Raw genomic sequence first — 17247 nt, forward strand, 5'->3', positions numbered from 1 at the left:
GACGCGCAAGCGGAACGGAAACGACAAGCGGACGTGGCTCAGTTGGTAGAGCATCACCTTGCCAAGGTGAGGGTCGCGAGTTCGAATCTCGTCGTCCGCTCGATGTGGGGGATCTTCCCGAACCCCTGTATTCACTCCTGGTGGAGTGGCCGAGAGGCGAGGCAACGGCCTGCAAAGCCGTCTACACGGGTTCAAATCCCGTCTCCACCTCCAAGGACGATTAGCTCAGCGGGAGAGCGCTTCCCTGACACGGAAGAGGTCACTGGTTCAATCCCAGTATCGTCCACTGGACCTTCGGGTCCTGGGTCTTCGGATCCCCCGCGCGATTAGCTCAGCGGGAGAGCGCTTCCCTGACACGGAAGAGGTCACTGGTTCAATCCCAGTATCGCGCACGCAGTATCACCGGCAGTACGCAGTATCCGCACCCTCCGTGGTGTTCCCGCGCGATTAGCTCAGCGGGAGAGCGCTTCCCTGACACGGAAGAGGTCACTGGTTCAATCCCAGTATCGCGCACCAGTCACGAGCCCCCGGCCGCCCAGCGGTCGGGGGCTTCGTCGTGTCCGTTCAGCGGAGTACGGGGCGCCCGTGCGGGCCCCGGAGGGCCCGCGACGCCTGTCGCTCAGGAGGAGAACAGCAGCCGGCCGAAGCCGCCGCGGTGGCCGTGCCCGTGACCGTGGCCGTGCCCGTGGCCGCCGTGGTGCTGCGGGGCGCCCCAGGCCGGGGCGGCGGGCTGCGCCGGGTACGCCTGCGGCGGGACCTGCTGGACCCACTGCGACTCCAGGCGGGTCAGGGCCTCGAGCTCGCCGTAGTCCAGGAAGATGCCGCGGCAGCCGCTGCACTGCTCGATCTGGACGCCGTTGCGGTTGTACGTGTGCATCTGGGCGTGGCACTTGGGACACTGCATGCCGGACTCAACTCCCTGCCGTTCGGATGGTGCTCTCAGAGTACGTGGACGCCGCCGGGCCCAACTCGGTTCAGACAGAACCGATTCGGGCGCAAATGTCGATCATGACCTGTTCGACCTCGTCCAGCGGGCGTCGCTCCGTCGTGGACTTGGCGAGGGCCAGTGCGGCGGTCTGCACGGTGAGCGCGCGGGCGGGCAGGTCGAGCCGGAGCCAGGGGTCGGGGCGGGTGGCGGGGCCGCCGGCCGTCTCGTACGCGGTGAGGAACCGTGACCACACCCCCGGCTCCAGGAGTCCGGCCGCGTACCAGGCGGCGGGCCGTGCCAGGTCCCAGGCGGGGTCGCCCACGCCGAGGTCGTCGACGTCGATCAGCCGCCAGCGGGCGTCCGCTCCGGGCGGTCCGAGCCGGACCAGCTGCCCGAGGTGGAAGTCCCCGTGGCACAGGGCGGCGCCGCCCGGCACCCGGTCGGGGATGGTGGCCCAGGCCCGCAGCACCGTGGGCGCCGCCGGATGCCCGGGCGCGGCCCGGCGCATCCGTTCGACGGCGAGCGCCACCTTCACGGGCGCCCGCATCGGCGGCGTCCCCGTCGGCGCGGGCACCTGGTGCAGCCGGGCGAGCAGCCGCCCGGCCGCCTCCCAGGGCGCCGCGTCGGGGTCCTCGGGGTCGACGGGGACGCCGTACGGCCAGACACTCAGCGGCCGGTCCTCGGGCCCGCGCGATGTCCGGGGCGCGGGGACGGGCGCCAGCAGCACCCCCTCGACCCCACCAAGCCCCGCGACCCGCACCCGCGCCGCCAGCTCGCCCCCGTCCCCACCGGGCCCGTGCGCCTTCAGGACGAGGCGCCCGTGCCGTACGACGGTCCCGTCCGCCCGGTCCGCGAGCACCCCGGCCTGACACCGGCAGTCGCCGCCCTCGCCTCCGGAGCCGGGGTGCGCGGCGGCGCGGGCGAGTTCGTGCAGCTGCTGGAGGGCGGTGTCGTCCACCGGGGGAGCCTAACGGCACGCGACGCGAGGGACCGGGGCCCGGGGGTGACTACTGGTGCGGGCCGGACAAGGTGTCCACCGACCGGTGCGGGCTGAGCCCTGTGGATGCGGTGCAGCCCCGGGGGTGGCTACTGGTGCGGCTGTGCTCGTAGGGGCGAGTGAGCCGAAGGGGCGCGTCGAGGGAACAGTGCCTGGCGCGCACAGGCCCCGAGGAACGAGGGGCCGAGCACGGCAGGTGCTGTGAGCTCGGCTGTAGCGCCCCGGAGGCGAACCGAGCTTCCCAATGGAAAAGCGAAGGCCGGTCAGCTCCCCAGCTGACCGGCCTTCGCTGCCGTCCGCCGCACCCCCGTCCCCACGGGGTTGTATGGCCGGATGTCCCGACCCGGGCCGCTCACCCGGGTCTGGGGCGCCGCTCAGCGCCCCAGCATCACGCCCACGGACGACGCTTGTGTGACCACTGCGTCCCAGCCGCCGAAGACGACGACGAGCAGGGCCGCGAGAGGGAGGACCATGGCGGTGGCCACCAGGGGGTGGCGTCGGCCGGAAGGGCGGTGGTGGTCGATCCGCGGGGCCGTGTACGCCATGGTTCCTCTCCTGTCGTGTCGTGTCTTGTGGGCGGCGGGTGCGGTGACCTCGGGGGACGAGTGCTGCACCCGCCGCTCGACATCAAATCTAGGTTCTGGGGGCGGGCGGGGCGTCATGCCCGCGTACCGACTTGCGGGCCTCCAGGAGGATGACGGGGCTCCGCTCGGTGTACTCCCCTGGGTGGAGACGGGTGGCCCTGAGTGGGGGACTTCCCCCAGGGGTGGGCTCAGGGTGGCGGTGGGGTGTCGCGGTGGGGCGGAGTGCCTGCTCGGGATGGGGGTGACGTCGCTCACGTTTGGCCGGGGGTGTCGGGGTGTCGTGCGGATGGATCTTCAACGGCCTTGGTATGAGGGGGTGTTGGCGCGCGGCTTCACTGACCCCTCCTCAAGTGTCCCCCTCAGCACTGACAATCGATGCGCCCCCGAGGGCGCGGCCTGTGAGCGGGCCGGGGCAGGGGTACGTAAGCTGTGCCACGTCGAACGGACGAGGGGACGGACATGGCGATGATGCGGCTCCGGCGCGAGGACCCGCGGATCGTCGGGACCTTCCGGCTGCACCGCCGGCTGGGGGCCGGTGGGATGGGGGTCGTGTACCTCGGTTCCGACCGGCGTGGTCAGCGGGTGGCGTTGAAGGTGATCCGGCCGGATCTGGCCGAGGACCAGGAGTTCCGGTCCCGTTTCGCCCGTGAGGTGTCCGCGGCGCGGCGGATCCGTGGTGGTTGCACGGCCCGTCTGGTGGCCGCCGATCTGGACGCGGAGCGTCCGTGGTTCGCCACCCAGTACGTGCCGGGGCCTTCGTTGCACGACCGGGTCGCCGAGGAGGGTCCGCTGCGGGCGTCGGACGTGGCGGGGATCGGCGCGGCCCTTTCGGAGGGTCTGGTCGCGGTGCACGAGGCCGGGGTGGTGCACCGGGATCTGAAGCCGTCGAACATTCTGCTGTCGCCCAAGGGTCCCCGGATCATCGATTTCGGTATCGCCTGGGCGACCGGCGCCAGCACCCTGACGCATGTCGGGACCGCGGTGGGTTCCCCCGGCTTCCTCGCGCCGGAGCAGGTGCGGGGTGCGGCGGTGACTCCGGCGACGGACGTGTTCTCGCTGGGTGCGACCTTGGCGTACGCCGCGATGGGTGATTCGCCGTTCGGCCATGGCAGTTCCGAGGTCATGCTCTACCGGGTGGTGCACGAGGAGCCGCAGCTGCACGGGGTGCCGGACGCGCTGGCTCCGCTCGTACGGGCGTGTCTGGCGAAGGATCCGGAGGAGCGGCCGAGCACGCTGCAGTTGTCGATGCGGCTGAAGGAGATCGCGGCGCGCGAGGCGCAGGGGCTGCCCGCCTCGGGGCGGCCGCCGGGTCAGCGGGAGCGCGTGGAGGAGCGCGGTCCGGCGCGGCCGACGGAGCGGTACACGGAGCGCACGACGGAGCGGGGTCTTGAGCGCGGGCCGGAGCGTGGGTCGGAGCGTGCGCATGAGCGGGGTGCCGACCGGTCGACGGAGCGGTCCGTGGACCGGGCCACCGAGCGCGGCGACCGGCCGACCGGCGGCGGTTCGCGTCCTTCGGCGTCGCGGCCCTCCTCGTCCCGTACCGGCGGCGGCCAGGGCGCGCGCCCGCAGCGGTCCCGCCCGGGTACGCGTCCCGGCACCCGTCCGGGCTCCCGGGCCACGTCCACGGGGCGGCGGCCGGCCAATCCGCGGCTGCTGCGGCAGCGGCTGTTCGTGTTCGTGGTGGTCACGCTCGTGGTGGCGCTCGGGATCGCCGCCGCGCAGGCCCTCCAGGGCTGAGCCGCCCCCGACGGGTCTGGCTTCTTACTGCTGCGGGCGGCCGCTGGTCACCGCGTAGAAGGCCACCGCCGCCGCGGCGCCCACGTTCAGCGAGTCCACGCCGTGCGCCATCGGGATCCGCACCCACTCGTCCGCCGCGCGCAGCGCCTGCGTCGTCAGACCCTCGCCCTCGGCGCCCAGCATCAGCGCCACCCGGTCCAGCTTGTGCGGGGCGGCCTCGTCGATCGACGCCGCCCGGTCCGCCGGGGTCAGCGCGAGCAGCTTGAAGCCCGCCTCGCGGACCGCTTCGAGGCCGCGCGGCCAGGTGTCCAGGCGCGCGTACGGCACCGAGAACACCGCGCCCATCGACACCTTCACCGACCGCCGGTACAGCGGGTCGGCGCAGTCCGGCGACAGGAGCACCGCGTCCATGCCGAGCGCGGCGGCGCTGCGGAAGATCGCCCCGATGTTGGTGTGGTCGTTGACCGACTCCATCACCGCGACCCGGCGGGCCGAGGCCAGCAGCTCCGCGGCCGTCGGCAGCGGCTTGCGCTGCATCGACGCGAGCGCCCCGCGGTGCACGTGGTAGCCGGTGACCCGCTCGGCGAGGTCCGGCTGGACCGCGTACACCGGTGCCGGGACCTCGTCGATGACGTCCCGCATCACGTCCACCCACTTGGCGGACAGCAGCATCGACCGCATCTCGTAACCCGCCTGCTTGGCGCGGCGGATCACCTTCTCGCCCTCGGCGATGAACAGCCCCTCGGCCGGTTCGCGTCTGCGTCGGAGCTCGACGTCGGTCAGTCCGGTGTAGTCGCGCAGGCGCGGGTCGTCGGGGTCGTCGATCGTGATGAGTTCGGCCACGGGGTGATACTGCCTTGTCCGGTGGGTGGTGCCAATGCGTGCGGGGGTGCGCGCTCGGGACGCTCGGGGGTCGCTCGGGAGTCTCTGTGCGGTCGCTGTGCGGTGCCTGTGCGGTCGCTGTGGGGTCGCGGGTGCGGCGGGTGGGTCAGAGGGGCTTGGTCGGGGACTCGTGGACGACGTCGCCGATCACGATCACCGCGGGCGGGCGGACGTCCTCGGTCCTCACCGTCTCCGCGACCGTCGCCAGCGTCGCGTCCACCCGGCGCTGGGTCGCCGTGGTGCCCTCCTGGACCAGCGCCAGCGGTGTCCCGGGCGCCTTGCCGTGGGCGATGAGCGCCTCGGCGATCTGCCCGATCTTGTCGACGCCCATCAGGATCACCAGGGTGCCGGTCAGCCGCGCCAGCGACGCCCAGTCCACCAGGGAACGCGGGTCGTCCGGCGCCACGTGCCCGCTCACCACGGTGAACTCGTGCGCCACCCCGCGGTGCGTCACCGGGATGCCGGCCGCTCCCGGCACCGAGATCGAGCTGGAGATGCCCGGCACCACCGTGCAGGTGATGCCCTCGGCGGCGAGAGCCTGCGCCTCCTCCATGCCCCGGCCGAAGACGAACGGGTCGCCGCCCTTCAGCCGGACCACCGACTTCCCGGCCTTCGCGTGCTCGATCAGCGCGTTGTTGATGGCCTCCTGGGCCATGAAACGGCCGTACGGGATCTTCGCCGCGTCGATCACCTCGACGTGCGGCGGCAGCTCGGAGAGCAGGTCGCGCGGGCCGAGCCGGTCCGCGATCACCACGTCCGCCTCGGCGAGCAGCCGACGGCCGCGGACCGTGATCAGGTCGGGGTCGCCGGGGCCGCCGCCCACCAGGGCCACGAACGGGGTGCGGGCGCGGTGCGCGGGCGCCGCGAGCGAGCCGTCCCGCAGGCCCTCGACGATCGCGTCCCGCACGGCGGCGGAGCGGCGCGGGTCGCGGCCGGTGAGCACCGCGACCGTCACGCCCTCGCTGTGGCCGGTGGCCGGGGTCCAGGCGGTGGCCGCCTCGGCGTCGTCCGAACGGACGCACCAGGTCCGGGTGCGCTCGGCCTCCGCCGAGATCTCCGCGTTGGCGACGGGGTCGCTGGTCGCGACGAGCACGTACCAGGCGTCGGTCAGGTCACCGGCCTCGTAGCGGCGCCGTACCCAGGTGATCTCGCCCGCCTCGGCCATCGCGTCCACGGACGGGGTCGCCGAGGGCGAGACGAGGGTGACCCGGGCGCCCGCGGCGATCAGCGCGGGGAGGCGGCGCTGGGCGACCTGGCCGCCGCCGAGGACGACGACGCGGCGGCCGGCGAGGCGCAGACCGACGGGGTAGGCGGGGTGCTCGGCGTGGTCGGCCATGGGCGGGTGGCTCCTTGGGAGGGGCGGTGCCGGTCGGGGCGGGGGGGGTGCAAGGGGTGCGCGGGGCGCACTTCACGATATGCGGTGGGCTTGGGGCGGGCCCGGTGGTGCGGTGACGTGGGGGACGTTCCGGACCCCCGGGTTCGGGACTGCATGATTTACGGCGCGACGAGGTGAGTGGAGACCTTCTGGCGCAGTTCTTCGCGCCCCAAATCACGCTTTACGTCCCGAACCCGGGGGCCTGCACGTCCCCCACTCCCGAAGTTCGGAGATCCGGTGCGTGTTCCCCGGATCTCCGGCCGCGGGTTACTTCTCGGTGACGCCTGCCGAGTCGAAGGTCGCCACCTCGTGCATCGCGCGCGCCGCGCTCTGCACCACCGGCAGCGCGAGCAGCGCGCCCGTGCCCTCGCCGAGGCGGAGGTCGAGGTCGACCAGCGGGCGCAGGCCCAGCTTGTTCAGGGCCGCCACATGGCCCGGCTCCGCACTGCGGTGGCCCGCGATGCAGGCCGCCAGCGACTCGGGGGCGATCGCCCGGGCGACCAGGGCGGCGGCTCCGGTGGAGACGCCGTCCAGGATCACCGGGGTACGCAGCGAGGACGCGCCCAGGATCAGGCCGACCAGGGCCGCGTGCTCCAGGCCGCCGACCGCCGCGAGGACGCCGATCGGGTCGTCCGGGTCCGGCTTGTGCAGGTCGAGGGCGCGGCGGACGACGTCCACCTTGCGGGCGTGCATCTCGTCGTTGATGCCCGTGCCGCGGCCGGTGACCTCGGTCGGGTCCACGCCGGTGTAGACGGAGATCAGGGCGGCGGACGCGGTGGTGTTCGCGATGCCCATCTCGCCGGTGAGCAGCGCCTTGTTGCCCGCCGCGACCAGGTCGCGGGCCGTCTCGATGCCCACCTCGATCGCCGCGACGGCCTCCTCGCGGGTCATCGCCTGCGAGATGGTGAAGTCGGCCGTACCGGCCCGTACCTTGCGGGGCAGCAGACCCGGGGTCGCGGGCAGCTCGGAGGCCACGCCCACGTCGATGACGCAGACCTCGGCGCCGACCTGGTTGGCGAACGCGTTGCAGACCGCTCCCCCGCCGAGGAAGTTCGCGACCATCTGGCCGGTCACCTCCTGCGGCCAGGCCGTGACGCCCTGCGCGTGCACCCCGTGGTCGCCCGCGAAGATCGCGACCGCGGCGGGCTCCGGGATCGGCGGCGGGCACACCCGGGACAGGCCGCAGAGCTGCGCGGCGATGATCTCCAGCATGCCCAGGGCCCCGGCGGGCTTCGTCATCCGCTTCTGGCGCTCCCACGCCTCGCCGAGCGCCTTGGCGTCCAGCGGGCGGATGCTCGCCACGGTCTCCTGGAGCAGGTCGTGCGGCTCCTCGCCGGGCAGCGCGCGGCGGCCGTACGTCTCCTCGTGGACCACCCAGGACAGCGGGCGGCGCTTGGACCAGCCCGCCTGCATCAGCTCGGGCTCGTCGGGGAACTCGTCGACGTAGCCGACGCACAGGTACGCGACCACTTCGAGGTGCTCGGGCAGGCCGAGCGCCCGGACCATCTCGCGCTCGTCGAAGAAGCTGACCCAGCCGACGCCGAGGCCCTCGGCGCGGGCGGCGAGCCACAGGTTCTCGACGGCGAGGGCCGAGGAGTACGGGGCCATCTGCGGCTGCGTGTAGCGGCCGAGGGTGTGCCGGCCGCCGCGCGTCGGGTCCGCCGTCACGACGATGTTGACCGGCGTCTCGAGGATGGCCTCGATCTTCAGTTCCTTGAACTGCTTGGCCCGGCCCTTGGGCAGCGACTTGGCGTACGCCTCGCGCTGGTGCGTCGCCAGTTCGTGCATGGTGCGGCGGGTCTCCGCGGAGCGGATGACCACGAAGTCCCACGGCTGGGAGTGGCCCACGCTGGGCGCGGTGTGCGCGGCTTCGAGGACCCGGAGCAGCACCTCGTGCGGGATCGGGTCGGAGCGGAAGCCGTTGCGGATGTCCCGGCGCTCGCGCATGACGCGGAGCACGGCCTCGCGCTCCGCCTCGTCGTAGCCGGGGGCACGGTCGAGGGCGGGGGCGGGGGTCTCCTCGGCCGGCGCGGAGGTGGGCTCGTCGTCGGCGGCCAGGATCCCGTCGGGTGCGGCGAGCGGCTCGTCGGGTGCCGGGGTGGGCTCCGGGCCGGTCTCGAAGGCCGACTCCGGTACGGGCTCGGGGCCCGGCTCGGGCGCGGCCTCGGGCGCGGCCTCGATGGCGAGCTCGGCCTCGGCCTCGGCCTCGGGGGCGAACTCGACGGCCGGGAGCGGCTGCTCGGCGACCGGCTCGGGCTGCTCCTCCGGCTCGCTGGGGGCCTCGGGCACCTCAGGTACCTCGGGCGCCTCGGGGGTCTGCGCGGCCGGGGCCGGGGCCGGGATCGGCTCGGGGGTGGGCTCCGCCGCCGGAGCCGTCTGCTCGGGCGCGACGGGCTCGGCCTGGAGCTGCGGCTCGGGCGGGAACGTCGGCTCGGGCTGCGGCTCCGGGACCTGCGCTTCGGGGGCCTGCGGGGCCAGGACCGGCTGGTCGAGCACGGGCTGGGCCGGGACCGGCTGGTCCTGCTGGGGCTCCGGGGCGGCCTCGACCGGCTCGGGCGCGGCCTGGACCGGCTCATCGGCCACGGCCTCGGGCTGCTCCTCCGGCTCGCGGGGGGCCGGGAGCTGGGCCTCCGGCGCGGCCTCGGCCGGCTCGGGGGCCGGGGCGGGCTCCTCGGCGACCGGCTGCGGCACGGCCACGGCGACGGGCTCGACCGGCAGCGGCGCGGCCGGGAGCGGTTCGGCGGCCGGGACCGGGGCCAGATGCGGGGCGGTCGGGACGGAACCCTCGACCTGGACGAACTGGGCGGCCTGTGCGACCGGTGCGACCAGTGGGACGACCGTTTCTGCGGGTGCCGCGTGGGGCTCCTGGGGCTGCGCGTCCCACGGCATCGCACCCTGCGGCGCGGTCTGCTGGTCCTGCTGCGGCACGTCCAGGTATTCGGGACCGGTCGTCGGCGGGCCCGGCGTGCGCACCGGCATCGGCGCGGGCGCGGTGGCGGCGAGCGGGGTCACGACGGGCGTCGGCTGCGGGACGGGCGCGGCGGCCGGGCCGCGGTCGGCGAGCGAGCGGACCACGCCGCCGGTCGCGTCGGGCACCGGCGGGCCCATGTGCAGCGGGCGGCGGGCGGGCGGCGGGGTGGGCGGTCCGGCCGGGGCGGGGGTGCGGACGGCGCCGAGGTCGACCGAGCCGGTGTCACGGCCCGCCGCCTCGTGGGCGCCGGTGTCGAGGCCGCCGGGCTCGTACCCGTACGGCACTCCATGGGCCGGGGTGGCCTGCGGGGGCACCGGGACGCCCTGCGGCGGGGTGCTGCCGGTGACCTGCTCGATGGGCGCGGTCAGCGGGTCGAGGGGCGGGGGCACGGTGACCGGCGGGGCGGGCGGGATGCCCGGCAGCGGCTCGCTCCAGGCGCCCTGGGCGCCGGGCATGAGGAGCACGTCGTCGTCTTCGGCGGGGTGGTCGGAGGGGTCCAGGAAGGCGTACGCGGCCGGTGCGGGGATGCCCGGCTGCTCGACCGTGCCTGCGTTCTCCGGCAGCCCCTCGCCCGGGACCTGGCCGGTGTCCGTCATGCTGCGTACCCCTCGCCCATCGGTTGTGCTCCTTCAGACCTGCCCGTCGAGAACAACGAGCTCGCGTGCCGCGCGGCACGAAGGGCGCGCGGACACACAAGGACATTGTCGCGGCCTTCGGCCATCCTGACAGGCGGATCCGCCACGGTTCGCTGTGGACTGCGCCACGTCGCGCGTCCCTCGGCTGCGCTCTACCACATCAGGGGTGAAAGCGACCCCTCATCTGGGACGTTGACGAACGAATCGCCGAACGTCCGGGTGCGGTACAACAATCGGTCAGCCTACCCCGGCTGACGGCTCGCCCGGTCACGGGGAGCGTCGGTCCGGTCGCCCGCGAGCAGGAAGACGACGGAGCGGGCGCGCTCGGTCCAGTCGCCGGGGTCGAGGCCCACGGTCTGCAGCAGCGCGCACTCCACGGTGTACCCGCCGTCGGTGAGGGCGGCGGCGACGGCCTCGGCCTCGTCGCGGTGGGCGGCGTGCGTGACGATGCGTTCGGGCCTGCGGTCGACGCAGGCGGTGACGACCGGGACGCCGCCGCCCCCGATCCGTACGACATCGGGTTCGGGCAGGCTCTCCAGGACGTGCGGGGCGCGGCCGGGGACGGTCTGGAGCTGGACGCCGGCGGCGCGGGCGGCGGCCTCGGTGCGGGCACAGGCGGCGGGGTCGGTGTCGACGGCGATGACGGCGGCGCCGAAGCGGGCGGCGTCGACGGCGAAGGCGCCGTCGGCGCAGCCGATGTCCCAGACGAGGTCGCCGGTGCGGGGGCCGAGGCGGGCGAGTGCGGCGGCGCGCAGGGTGGGGTGCTGGCCGGTGCGGCCGCCGTCGGTGCCGTCGGGGCGGGCCCAGCCGCGGACGGCGGGGGTGTCGTGGCTCATCAGCCAGCCGGCGGTGGAGCCGCCGCCGGTGGAGTTGCCGCCGATGACGAGGACGACGTTGGGGTCGCGCCAGTCGTGGTCGGCGGCCTTGTCGGAGGTGACGACGGTGACCTGTTCGCGGTCGGTGCCGAGTTCCTCGCAGATGACGAAGGTGCGGTGGACGCCGTCGAGGAGCAGGGCGAGTTCGGCGGGGCCCGCGCCGGGCGAGGTGAGGACGGCGACCTTGGGGTGGGCGCGGCAGACGTTGACGGCGCGGCGCAGGGTGCGCTGGTGGGCGACGGCGATCCGGGCGTCGTCCCAGGGCATCCCGGCGCGGGCGAAGGCGGCGGCGACGGAGGAGACGGCGGGCACGACCTCGACCTCGAGGCCGTGTTCGGGGGCGCGCAGGGCGCGGACGACACCGAAGAAGCCGGGGTCGCCGTCGGCGAGGACGACGGCGGTGCCGCGGTGTCCGGCGATCCGCCGGGCGGCGAGGTCGACGCTGCCGAGCCGGACGCGTTCGGCGCCTGCGGGCACCTCGGGGAGCGCCAGGTGGTGGGCGGCGCCTGCCACCAGGGTGGCGGCGGCGAGCGCGGACCGGGCGGCCGCGGTGAGGGGCGATCCGTCCCAGCCGATCACCGTGACCCGGTCGGCCATGTGCGTCTGTCTCCTGGAGTGTGTGCAGGTCGGGGGCGGGATGAGCCTACCGGGGCGGGGCCGCTCCTGAGCCGGTGCGGGGGCGCGGGGCCGGGCCGGGGGCGCGGGGCGCCGGAGCTGGGGCGGGACCGGGGGCGGGACCGGGGCAGGGGACCCGGAGGCGGTCAGCTCCAGTCGGCGTAGCTGGAGAGTCCGGCCTCGGCCATGTGCTCGGCGACGCCGTCGAGGTCCTCGGGGAGCAGGCTCCAGACGATGAAGTCGGTGCGGATGTCGGTCCAGCCGCCGTCCTCGGTGCGGGTGCGCGCTATGCAGGCGTTGCGCAGGACACCTTCGCTGATGCAGCCGATCTTCTGGGCGACCTGCTGGGAGGCGGTGTTGTCGGCGGCGGTGCGCAGTTCGACGCGCTCGAAGTGCTGGTCGCGGAAGAGCCAGTCGGCGGTGGCGAGCGCGGCCTCGGAGGCGTACCCCTCGCCGCGGGCCCACGGGCCGACGATGTAGGAGAGTTCGGTGGAGCGAACGTGCCAGTTGGTCTTGGTGAGTTGGACGATGCCGACGAGTCGCTGGGTGAGGAACTCGGTGACGGCCAGGTCGATTCCGCGGCCCGCGGCGCGTTCGGCGGGGGCGTACCCGTCGATCCAGCGGTGGGCGTCGTCCTCGGTGAAGGGCTGCGGCACGGAGGTCCAGGCGGCGACGAGTTCGTCGTTCATCATCTCGGCGAGCGCGGGGGCGTCGGCGGGTTCGAGGGCGCGCAGCACCAGCCGCTCCGTGCTGATGGAGACGTCCGGAAAGGTGGTAGTCATGCGCAGCTCCATACGTGAAGGCCGTGGACGCACAGCATGCAGCATGGGGCTGCCGCCGCGCATGCGCGGGTGAACGCGAGGCCCCGCGCGCCGGAGGGGCGGGCGGGGCCTCGCGTCGGGTGACGCCTCGGGACGGGCCGGGAACCGGCCGGAGACTACGCGGCGGGGGCGCCGAAGGCCGGGATGACCGAGCCCTTGTAGGTGTCCTCGATGTACTTCTTCACCTCGGGCGAGTTGAGGAGCTTGACGAGCTTCTGGACGCGGGCGTCCTTCTCGTTGCCCTGCTTGACGGCGAGGAAGTTGGCGTACGGGTTGCCTTCCGCCTTCTCGACGGCGAGGGCGTCCTTGGCGGGGTTGAGCTTGGCCTCGATGGCGTAGTTGCCGTTGATCACGGCGGCGTCGACGTCGTTCAGGGCGCGGGGCACGGTGGCGGCCTCCAGCTCCTTGAACTCCAGGCCCTTCTTGTCGGCGATGTCGGAGAGCTTGGCGTCGGTGCCGACGCCCGCCTTGAGGGTGATGAGACCGTTCTCGGCGAGCAGGTGGAGGGCGCGGCCCTCGTTGGTGGTGTCGTTGGGGACGGCGATGGTCTGGCCGGCCTTGATGTCCTTGAGCGTCGTGACCTTCTTGGAGTAGAGGCCGAGCGGCTCCAGGTGGACGTTGACCACCGGGACGATGTGGGTGTTGTTCTTCTTGTTGAAGTCGTCGAGGTACGGCTTGTGCTGGAAGAAGTTGGCGTCGACCTGGCCGGACTCGGTGGCGGTGTTCGGCAGGACGTAGTCCGTGAACTCCCGCACCTCCAGCTTCAGGCCCTCCTTGGCGGCGAGCTTGTCCTTGACGAAGTTGAGGATGTCGGCGTGCGGCGTCGGGGACGCGGCGACGACGAGCGGCTTGTCGGCGGAGCCGGCCGCGTCCTTGGTGCTGGACGGGTCGGAGGCCGTGCCGCAGGCGGTCAGGCCGAGGGCGAGGGCTGCGGTGGCGGCGATGCCGGCGGTGAGCTTGATGTTCTTGCGCACGAAGAGTGCCTCTTTCATGTGGAGCGGGTTTCGCCTGGACAACAAGTCCTGGCTTTCTTCGGTGGACGAAGTCTGGGTGCGGGCCGGGCCGGTGGACCGGCCTCGGCCCGGGGGGGCTCAGGCGGTGCGGCCCCGGCGGGCGAGGAGGCGGACGACGCCGTCGCCGATGAGCTGGACGACGGTCACGACGACGACCAGGACGACCACGGTCACCATCATGAAAGTGGTGTCGAAGCGCTGGTATCCGTACGTGATGGCCTTGGAGCCGAGTCCCTCGCCGCCGACCGCGCCGGCCATCGCGGAGTAGCCGATGAGCACGATGACGGTGGTGGTGACGGCGGACACCAGGGACGGCAGGGCCTGCGGGAGCAGCACCTTGCGGACGATGGTGGGGATGCCGCCGCCCATGGCCTGGACGGCTTCGACGAGTCCGTGGTCGACCTCGCGGACGGCGGTCTCGACGAGCCGGGCGAAGAAGGGGATGGCGCCGATGGCGAGCGGCACGATCATGGCGGTCGGGCCGATGAAGGTGCCGACGACGAAGGTGGTGAAGGGGATCAGGGCGATCAGCAGGATGATGAACGGCAGCGAGCGGCCGATGTTCACGATCGCACCGACGATCTTGTTCACCGGGCGGTTCTGCAGCAGGCCGCCCGTGTCGGTGAGGACGAGGAGGATGCCGAGCGGGAGGCCGCCGACGATGGTGACGACGGTGGCCCACAGGACCATGTAGAGGGTGTCGACGGTGCCCTGCTGGAGCAGCGGCTGCATCTCGGACCAGGTCACTTGGCACCTTCCTTGACCAGTACGGCGGACTCGGCCTCGGCGGCACCGGCGGCGGGTTCGGGGCTCTCGGGGGCCTCGGGGGTCTCTTCGACGAGCTCGACCTGGAGGCCCTGCTCGCGGAGGAAGCCGACGGGGACGACGTTCTCCTCGTACGGGCCGGGGAGCTCGATCCGCATCCGGCCGATCTGGCGGCCGCCGACGGTGTCCATGGCGGCGCCGAGGATCGAGATGTCGATGTTGTAGGTGCGCGACAGCTGGGAGATCACCGGCTGGGTGGCCGACTCGCCGTGGAAGGTGACGTCGACGACGGTGCGGTCCGGGGCGCCGGCCTCGCCGCTCACCGGGAAGAGTTCGGCGGCGAGCTGGGAGCCGGGGGTGGCGAGGAGTTCGCCGACGGTGCCGGACTCGACGACCCGGCCGTGCTGCATGAGGGCGGCGGAGTCGCAGATGGTCTTGACGACGTCCATCTCGTGCGTGATGAGCAGGACGGTGAGGCCGAGCTGCTGGTTGAGGTCGCGCAGCAGCTGGAGGATGGAGCGGGTGGTCTCCGGGTCGAGGGCGCTGGTGGCCTCGTCGGAGAGCAGCACCTTGGGCTTTCCGGCGAGGGCGCGGGCGATGCCGACGCGCTGCTTCTGGCCGCCGGAGAGCTGGCCGGGGTAGGACTTGGCCTTGTCGGCGAGGCCGACGAGGTCGAGGAGTTCCAGGGCGCGGCGGGAGCGTTCGGCGCCGGAGACGCCGAGGATCTCCAGGGGAAGTTCGATGTTGTCCTTGACGGTGCGCGAGGACAGCAGGTTGAAGTGCTGGAAGACCATGCCGATGCTGCTGCGGGCCTGGCGGAGTTCCTTGCCCGCGCGGCGGCCGCGGCCGGCGAGCGCGGTGAGGTCGACGCCGTCGACGGTCACGGTGCCGGAGGTGGGGCGCTCCAGGAGGTTGACGCAGCGGATGAGCGAGGACTTGCCGGCGCCGCTCTGGCCGATCACGCCGAAGACCTCGCCTTCGCGGACGTGGAGGTCGACGCCGTCCAGAGCGGTGACCTGGCGGCCTCGTGACTCGTAGACCTTGGTCAGGCCCGAAGTGGTGATCACAGGGTTTCCGTCACTGTCGAGTGCGCGGCGCGGGGTCCGCCGGGCACGGGGCATTCGTCGTGGGCAGTCAGGCGCAGGAGCGGCTGGTCACGGCGGGTGGCCGGGGCGGCAGCGCGTGCGCGGGGCGGGCTCGGTCCACCGCCTCGGGGGCGGGTGGAGCGGCTGGCCGTCGGGCTCGCTTCGGGGCGCGAGCTCAGGCGGGGGCCCTCAGTTGGCGCACATTCGACACATGCGGCGAGCACCGGGCGTCTGGGTCGCCTCGGTCGCAAGGGTGCGGCTGCTCGTCGTGGTCATGTCTGCAAGTAAAGCATGCAAACGTGCGAACGAAACGGCGCTGTCCGCATAGCGGACATCGTTGAGACGCCATGCGGACAGTTCGGTGGACGGCCGATACGGGTTCAGCGGGGTGCGACGAGCTCCACTCCGGTGGGCGTGGCCTGGGCCGACACCTCGGACAGGTCGGTGACGACGACGTCGGCGTCGAGCTGGTCGCGGTCGTGGGTTGTGGCCAAGGCCACGGTGGTCATCCCGGCGGCGCGTCCGGCGGTGAGCCCGGCGGGGGCGTCCTCGAAGACGACGCAGCGGGCCGGGTCGGCGCCCAGCTTCGCCGCCGCGAGCAGGAACGGCTCGGGGTCGGGCTTGCCGCGGCTGACGTCGTCGGCGGCTATCACCAGCGGCGCGTCGATCCCGGCGGCGCGCAGCCGGGCCTCGCCGAGCCTGCGGGTGGCGGAGGTGACCACGGCCCACCGTCCGGCGGGCAGCGAGGCCAGCAGGTCGAGGGTGCCGGGGAGCGCCTGGACGCCGCCCCGCTCGACGTCCTCGACCTCCAGGTCCTCGATCCGGGCCAGCGCCTCGGCGACCCGCTCGGCGGGCAGCAGGTCGGCCACGATGGCGCGGGCGGTGCGCCCGTGCAGCTCGACCTTGGCGAAGTCCTCGGCGCTCAGTCCGTACTCCTCGGCCCACCGCACCCAGCAGCGGGCGACGGAGTCGAGGGAGGAGACGAGGGTGCCGTCGTTGTCGAACAGGAGGGCTTCGGCGTGCAGGTTCATGGGAATCGACCTTACGGGGACGGGGGGCGCGCGCATCGGGACGTTCGGCCCGTAATACCCTCGGGCGCATGCTTGACGCCCTGACGGTCGCGGTTTCGGTGGCCGCGCTCGCCCTCGCCGCCTGGTGCGGCTTCGCCGCCTACCGTGACCAGCCCACCAAGGACTGGCACTTCATCGGCATGGCCGTGGTGACCTTCCTCGCCCTGGTGCAGCTGGTGGTCGGCATCGTGCAGCTGGTGCGCGGCGAGAAGGCGGAGGAGGGGACGACGATCTTCATCGCCTATCTCCTCGGCGCGCTGTGCGCGGTGCCCGCCGCCGGGCTGCTTTCGCTGACCGAGCGCAGCAAGTGGGGCTCGACGACGGTCGCGGCCGGTGCGGTCGTCCTCGCGGTGCTCGAAGTGCGTCTCTACGACATCTGGACGGTGGGCTGATCATGACCGCGACGGAGACCGGCGCCCAGCGGGGCGGCGAGGGAGCCGACGGACAGGGAGCTGACGGCCGGGGCGGCGAGGGCGGCGGGCGGCTCGTGACCGGCCCTGGCGTGCTGCTGGTCTGGCTGTACGGCGTGATGTCGGTCGGCGCGGTGTCCCGCTCCGTCTACCAGATCGCCACCGAGTTCGACCGGGCGCCGCTCGCGTACAGCCTGTCGGCGGTGGCCGCCGTGGTGTACGCCTTCATCACGTACACCCTGGTCCGCGGCGGCGAGACGGCCCGCAGGGCGGCGCTGGTGTGCTGCGCAGCCGAGCTGGTGGGCGTGCTGACGGTCGGCACCTGGACGCTGGCCGACCCCTCGGCCTTCCCGGACGCGACCGTATGGTCCGACTACGGCTACGGCTACCTCTTCATCCCGGTGCTGCTGCCGCTGTCCGGCATCTGGTGGTTGCGCCGCTCGCGCGGCGCGCGCACCTCGTAGTCCGGGGACCGCTGCCCGAG

At 73.4% G+C, this 17247-nt stretch carries 15 protein-coding genes and 5 tRNA genes; 8 read left to right on the forward strand and 12 right to left on the reverse strand.

Annotated elements, in window-relative coordinates:
* The first annotated feature begins 27 nt into the window (after nt 1-27).
* From ACIPXM_RS13460 to ACIPXM_RS13480, 5 genes are all read left to right on the forward strand, one after another.
* Nucleotides 28-100 (forward strand) — tRNA-Gly (locus ACIPXM_RS13460).
* A gap of 39 nt (nt 101-139) precedes the next feature.
* Nucleotides 140-213, forward strand: a tRNA-Cys gene (locus tag ACIPXM_RS13465).
* A 1-nt stretch (nt 214) separates the two neighbouring features.
* A tRNA-Val gene (locus tag ACIPXM_RS13470) sits at nt 215-286 on the forward strand.
* 34 nt (nt 287-320) lie between these two features.
* Nucleotides 321-392: transfer RNA gene (locus tag ACIPXM_RS13475), tRNA-Val, on the forward strand.
* A 49-nt stretch (nt 393-441) separates the two neighbouring features.
* A tRNA-Val gene (locus tag ACIPXM_RS13480) sits at nt 442-516 on the forward strand.
* A gap of 103 nt (nt 517-619) precedes the next feature.
* On the opposite strand, the gene ACIPXM_RS13485 is transcribed toward ACIPXM_RS13480, so the two are convergent.
* From ACIPXM_RS13485 to ACIPXM_RS13495, 3 genes are all read right to left on the reverse strand, one after another.
* A complete protein-coding gene (locus ACIPXM_RS13485) occupies nt 620-904 on the reverse strand; it encodes a zf-TFIIB domain-containing protein (protein ID WP_401654993.1) in 285 nt (94 codons plus the stop codon).
* A 70-nt stretch (nt 905-974) separates the two neighbouring features.
* A complete protein-coding gene (locus tag ACIPXM_RS13490) occupies nt 975-1886 on the reverse strand; it encodes a phosphotransferase family protein (RefSeq protein WP_401654994.1) in 912 nt (303 codons plus the stop codon).
* Between the two features lie 413 nt (nt 1887-2299).
* Nucleotides 2300-2470, reverse strand: coding sequence for a hypothetical protein (locus ACIPXM_RS13495; RefSeq protein ID WP_401654995.1), 171 nt, complete (start codon nt 2468-2470; stop codon nt 2300-2302).
* 498 nt (nt 2471-2968) lie between these two features.
* On the opposite strand from ACIPXM_RS13495, the gene ACIPXM_RS13500 reads away from it, so the two are divergent.
* A complete protein-coding gene (locus ACIPXM_RS13500) occupies nt 2969-4246 on the forward strand; it encodes a protein kinase (protein WP_401654996.1) in 1278 nt (425 codons plus the stop codon).
* 24 nt (nt 4247-4270) lie between these two features.
* Here the strand turns inward: ACIPXM_RS13500 and ACIPXM_RS13505 are convergent, their stop codons facing one another.
* The 9 genes from ACIPXM_RS13505 to ACIPXM_RS13545 form a co-directional block, all read right to left on the reverse strand.
* Nucleotides 4271-5089: a TrmH family RNA methyltransferase gene (locus ACIPXM_RS13505; protein ID WP_401654998.1), complete on the reverse strand. Its 819-nt coding sequence runs from the start codon at nt 5087-5089 to the stop codon at nt 4271-4273.
* A 145-nt stretch (nt 5090-5234) separates the two neighbouring features.
* Nucleotides 5235-6464 carry a uroporphyrinogen-III C-methyltransferase gene (gene cobA / locus ACIPXM_RS13510; protein ID WP_401655000.1) on the reverse strand — a complete coding sequence of 410 codons (1230 nt, stop codon included), beginning with the start codon at nt 6462-6464 and terminating at the stop codon, nt 5235-5237.
* A gap of 306 nt (nt 6465-6770) precedes the next feature.
* Nucleotides 6771-10070: a nicotinate-nucleotide--dimethylbenzimidazole phosphoribosyltransferase gene (gene cobT, locus ACIPXM_RS13515; protein WP_401655001.1), complete on the reverse strand. Its 3300-nt coding sequence runs from the start codon at nt 10068-10070 to the stop codon at nt 6771-6773.
* A gap of 281 nt (nt 10071-10351) precedes the next feature.
* The gene (gene cbiE / locus ACIPXM_RS13520; RefSeq protein WP_401655002.1) at nt 10352-11581 is read right to left on the reverse strand and encodes a precorrin-6y C5,15-methyltransferase (decarboxylating) subunit CbiE; all 1230 of its coding nucleotides are present in this window, start codon (nt 11579-11581) and stop codon (nt 10352-10354) included.
* A gap of 164 nt (nt 11582-11745) precedes the next feature.
* Complete coding sequence (locus tag ACIPXM_RS13525; protein WP_401655003.1) at nt 11746-12381, reverse strand: GNAT family N-acetyltransferase; 636 nt, start codon at nt 12379-12381, stop codon at nt 11746-11748.
* Nucleotides 12382-12536: 155 nt separating this feature from the next.
* Entirely contained in the window at nt 12537-13394 is an 858-nt protein-coding gene (locus ACIPXM_RS13530) for a MetQ/NlpA family ABC transporter substrate-binding protein (RefSeq protein ID WP_401655207.1), read from the reverse strand.
* Between the two features lie 117 nt (nt 13395-13511).
* Nucleotides 13512-14180, reverse strand: coding sequence for a methionine ABC transporter permease (locus ACIPXM_RS13535; RefSeq protein WP_401655004.1), 669 nt, complete (start codon nt 14178-14180; stop codon nt 13512-13514).
* Nucleotides 14177-15265, reverse strand: coding sequence for a methionine ABC transporter ATP-binding protein (locus ACIPXM_RS13540; RefSeq protein WP_401655005.1), 1089 nt, complete (start codon nt 15263-15265; stop codon nt 14177-14179). Before ACIPXM_RS13540 ends, ACIPXM_RS13535 begins: the two co-directional genes overlap by 4 nt.
* 398 nt (nt 15266-15663) lie before the next feature.
* The gene (locus ACIPXM_RS13545; RefSeq protein ID WP_401655006.1) at nt 15664-16314 is read right to left on the reverse strand and encodes an HAD-IA family hydrolase; all 651 of its coding nucleotides are present in this window, start codon (nt 16312-16314) and stop codon (nt 15664-15666) included.
* A gap of 68 nt (nt 16315-16382) precedes the next feature.
* Between ACIPXM_RS13545 and ACIPXM_RS13550 the strand changes: the two genes are divergently transcribed.
* Together ACIPXM_RS13550 and ACIPXM_RS13555 are read left to right on the forward strand one after the other, a co-directional pair.
* A complete protein-coding gene (locus ACIPXM_RS13550) occupies nt 16383-16745 on the forward strand; it encodes a hypothetical protein (protein WP_401655007.1) in 363 nt (120 codons plus the stop codon).
* Between the two features lie 2 nt (nt 16746-16747).
* A complete protein-coding gene (locus ACIPXM_RS13555; protein ID WP_401655008.1) occupies nt 16748-17227 on the forward strand; it encodes a hypothetical protein in 480 nt (159 codons plus the stop codon).
* Nucleotides 17228-17247 lie beyond the last annotated feature (20 nt).

Origin of the sequence: Streptomyces sp. NPDC090025 (genome assembly GCF_044748125.1) — a bacterium.
In the GTDB taxonomy this organism is placed as follows: domain Bacteria; phylum Actinomycetota; class Actinomycetes; order Streptomycetales; family Streptomycetaceae; genus Streptomyces.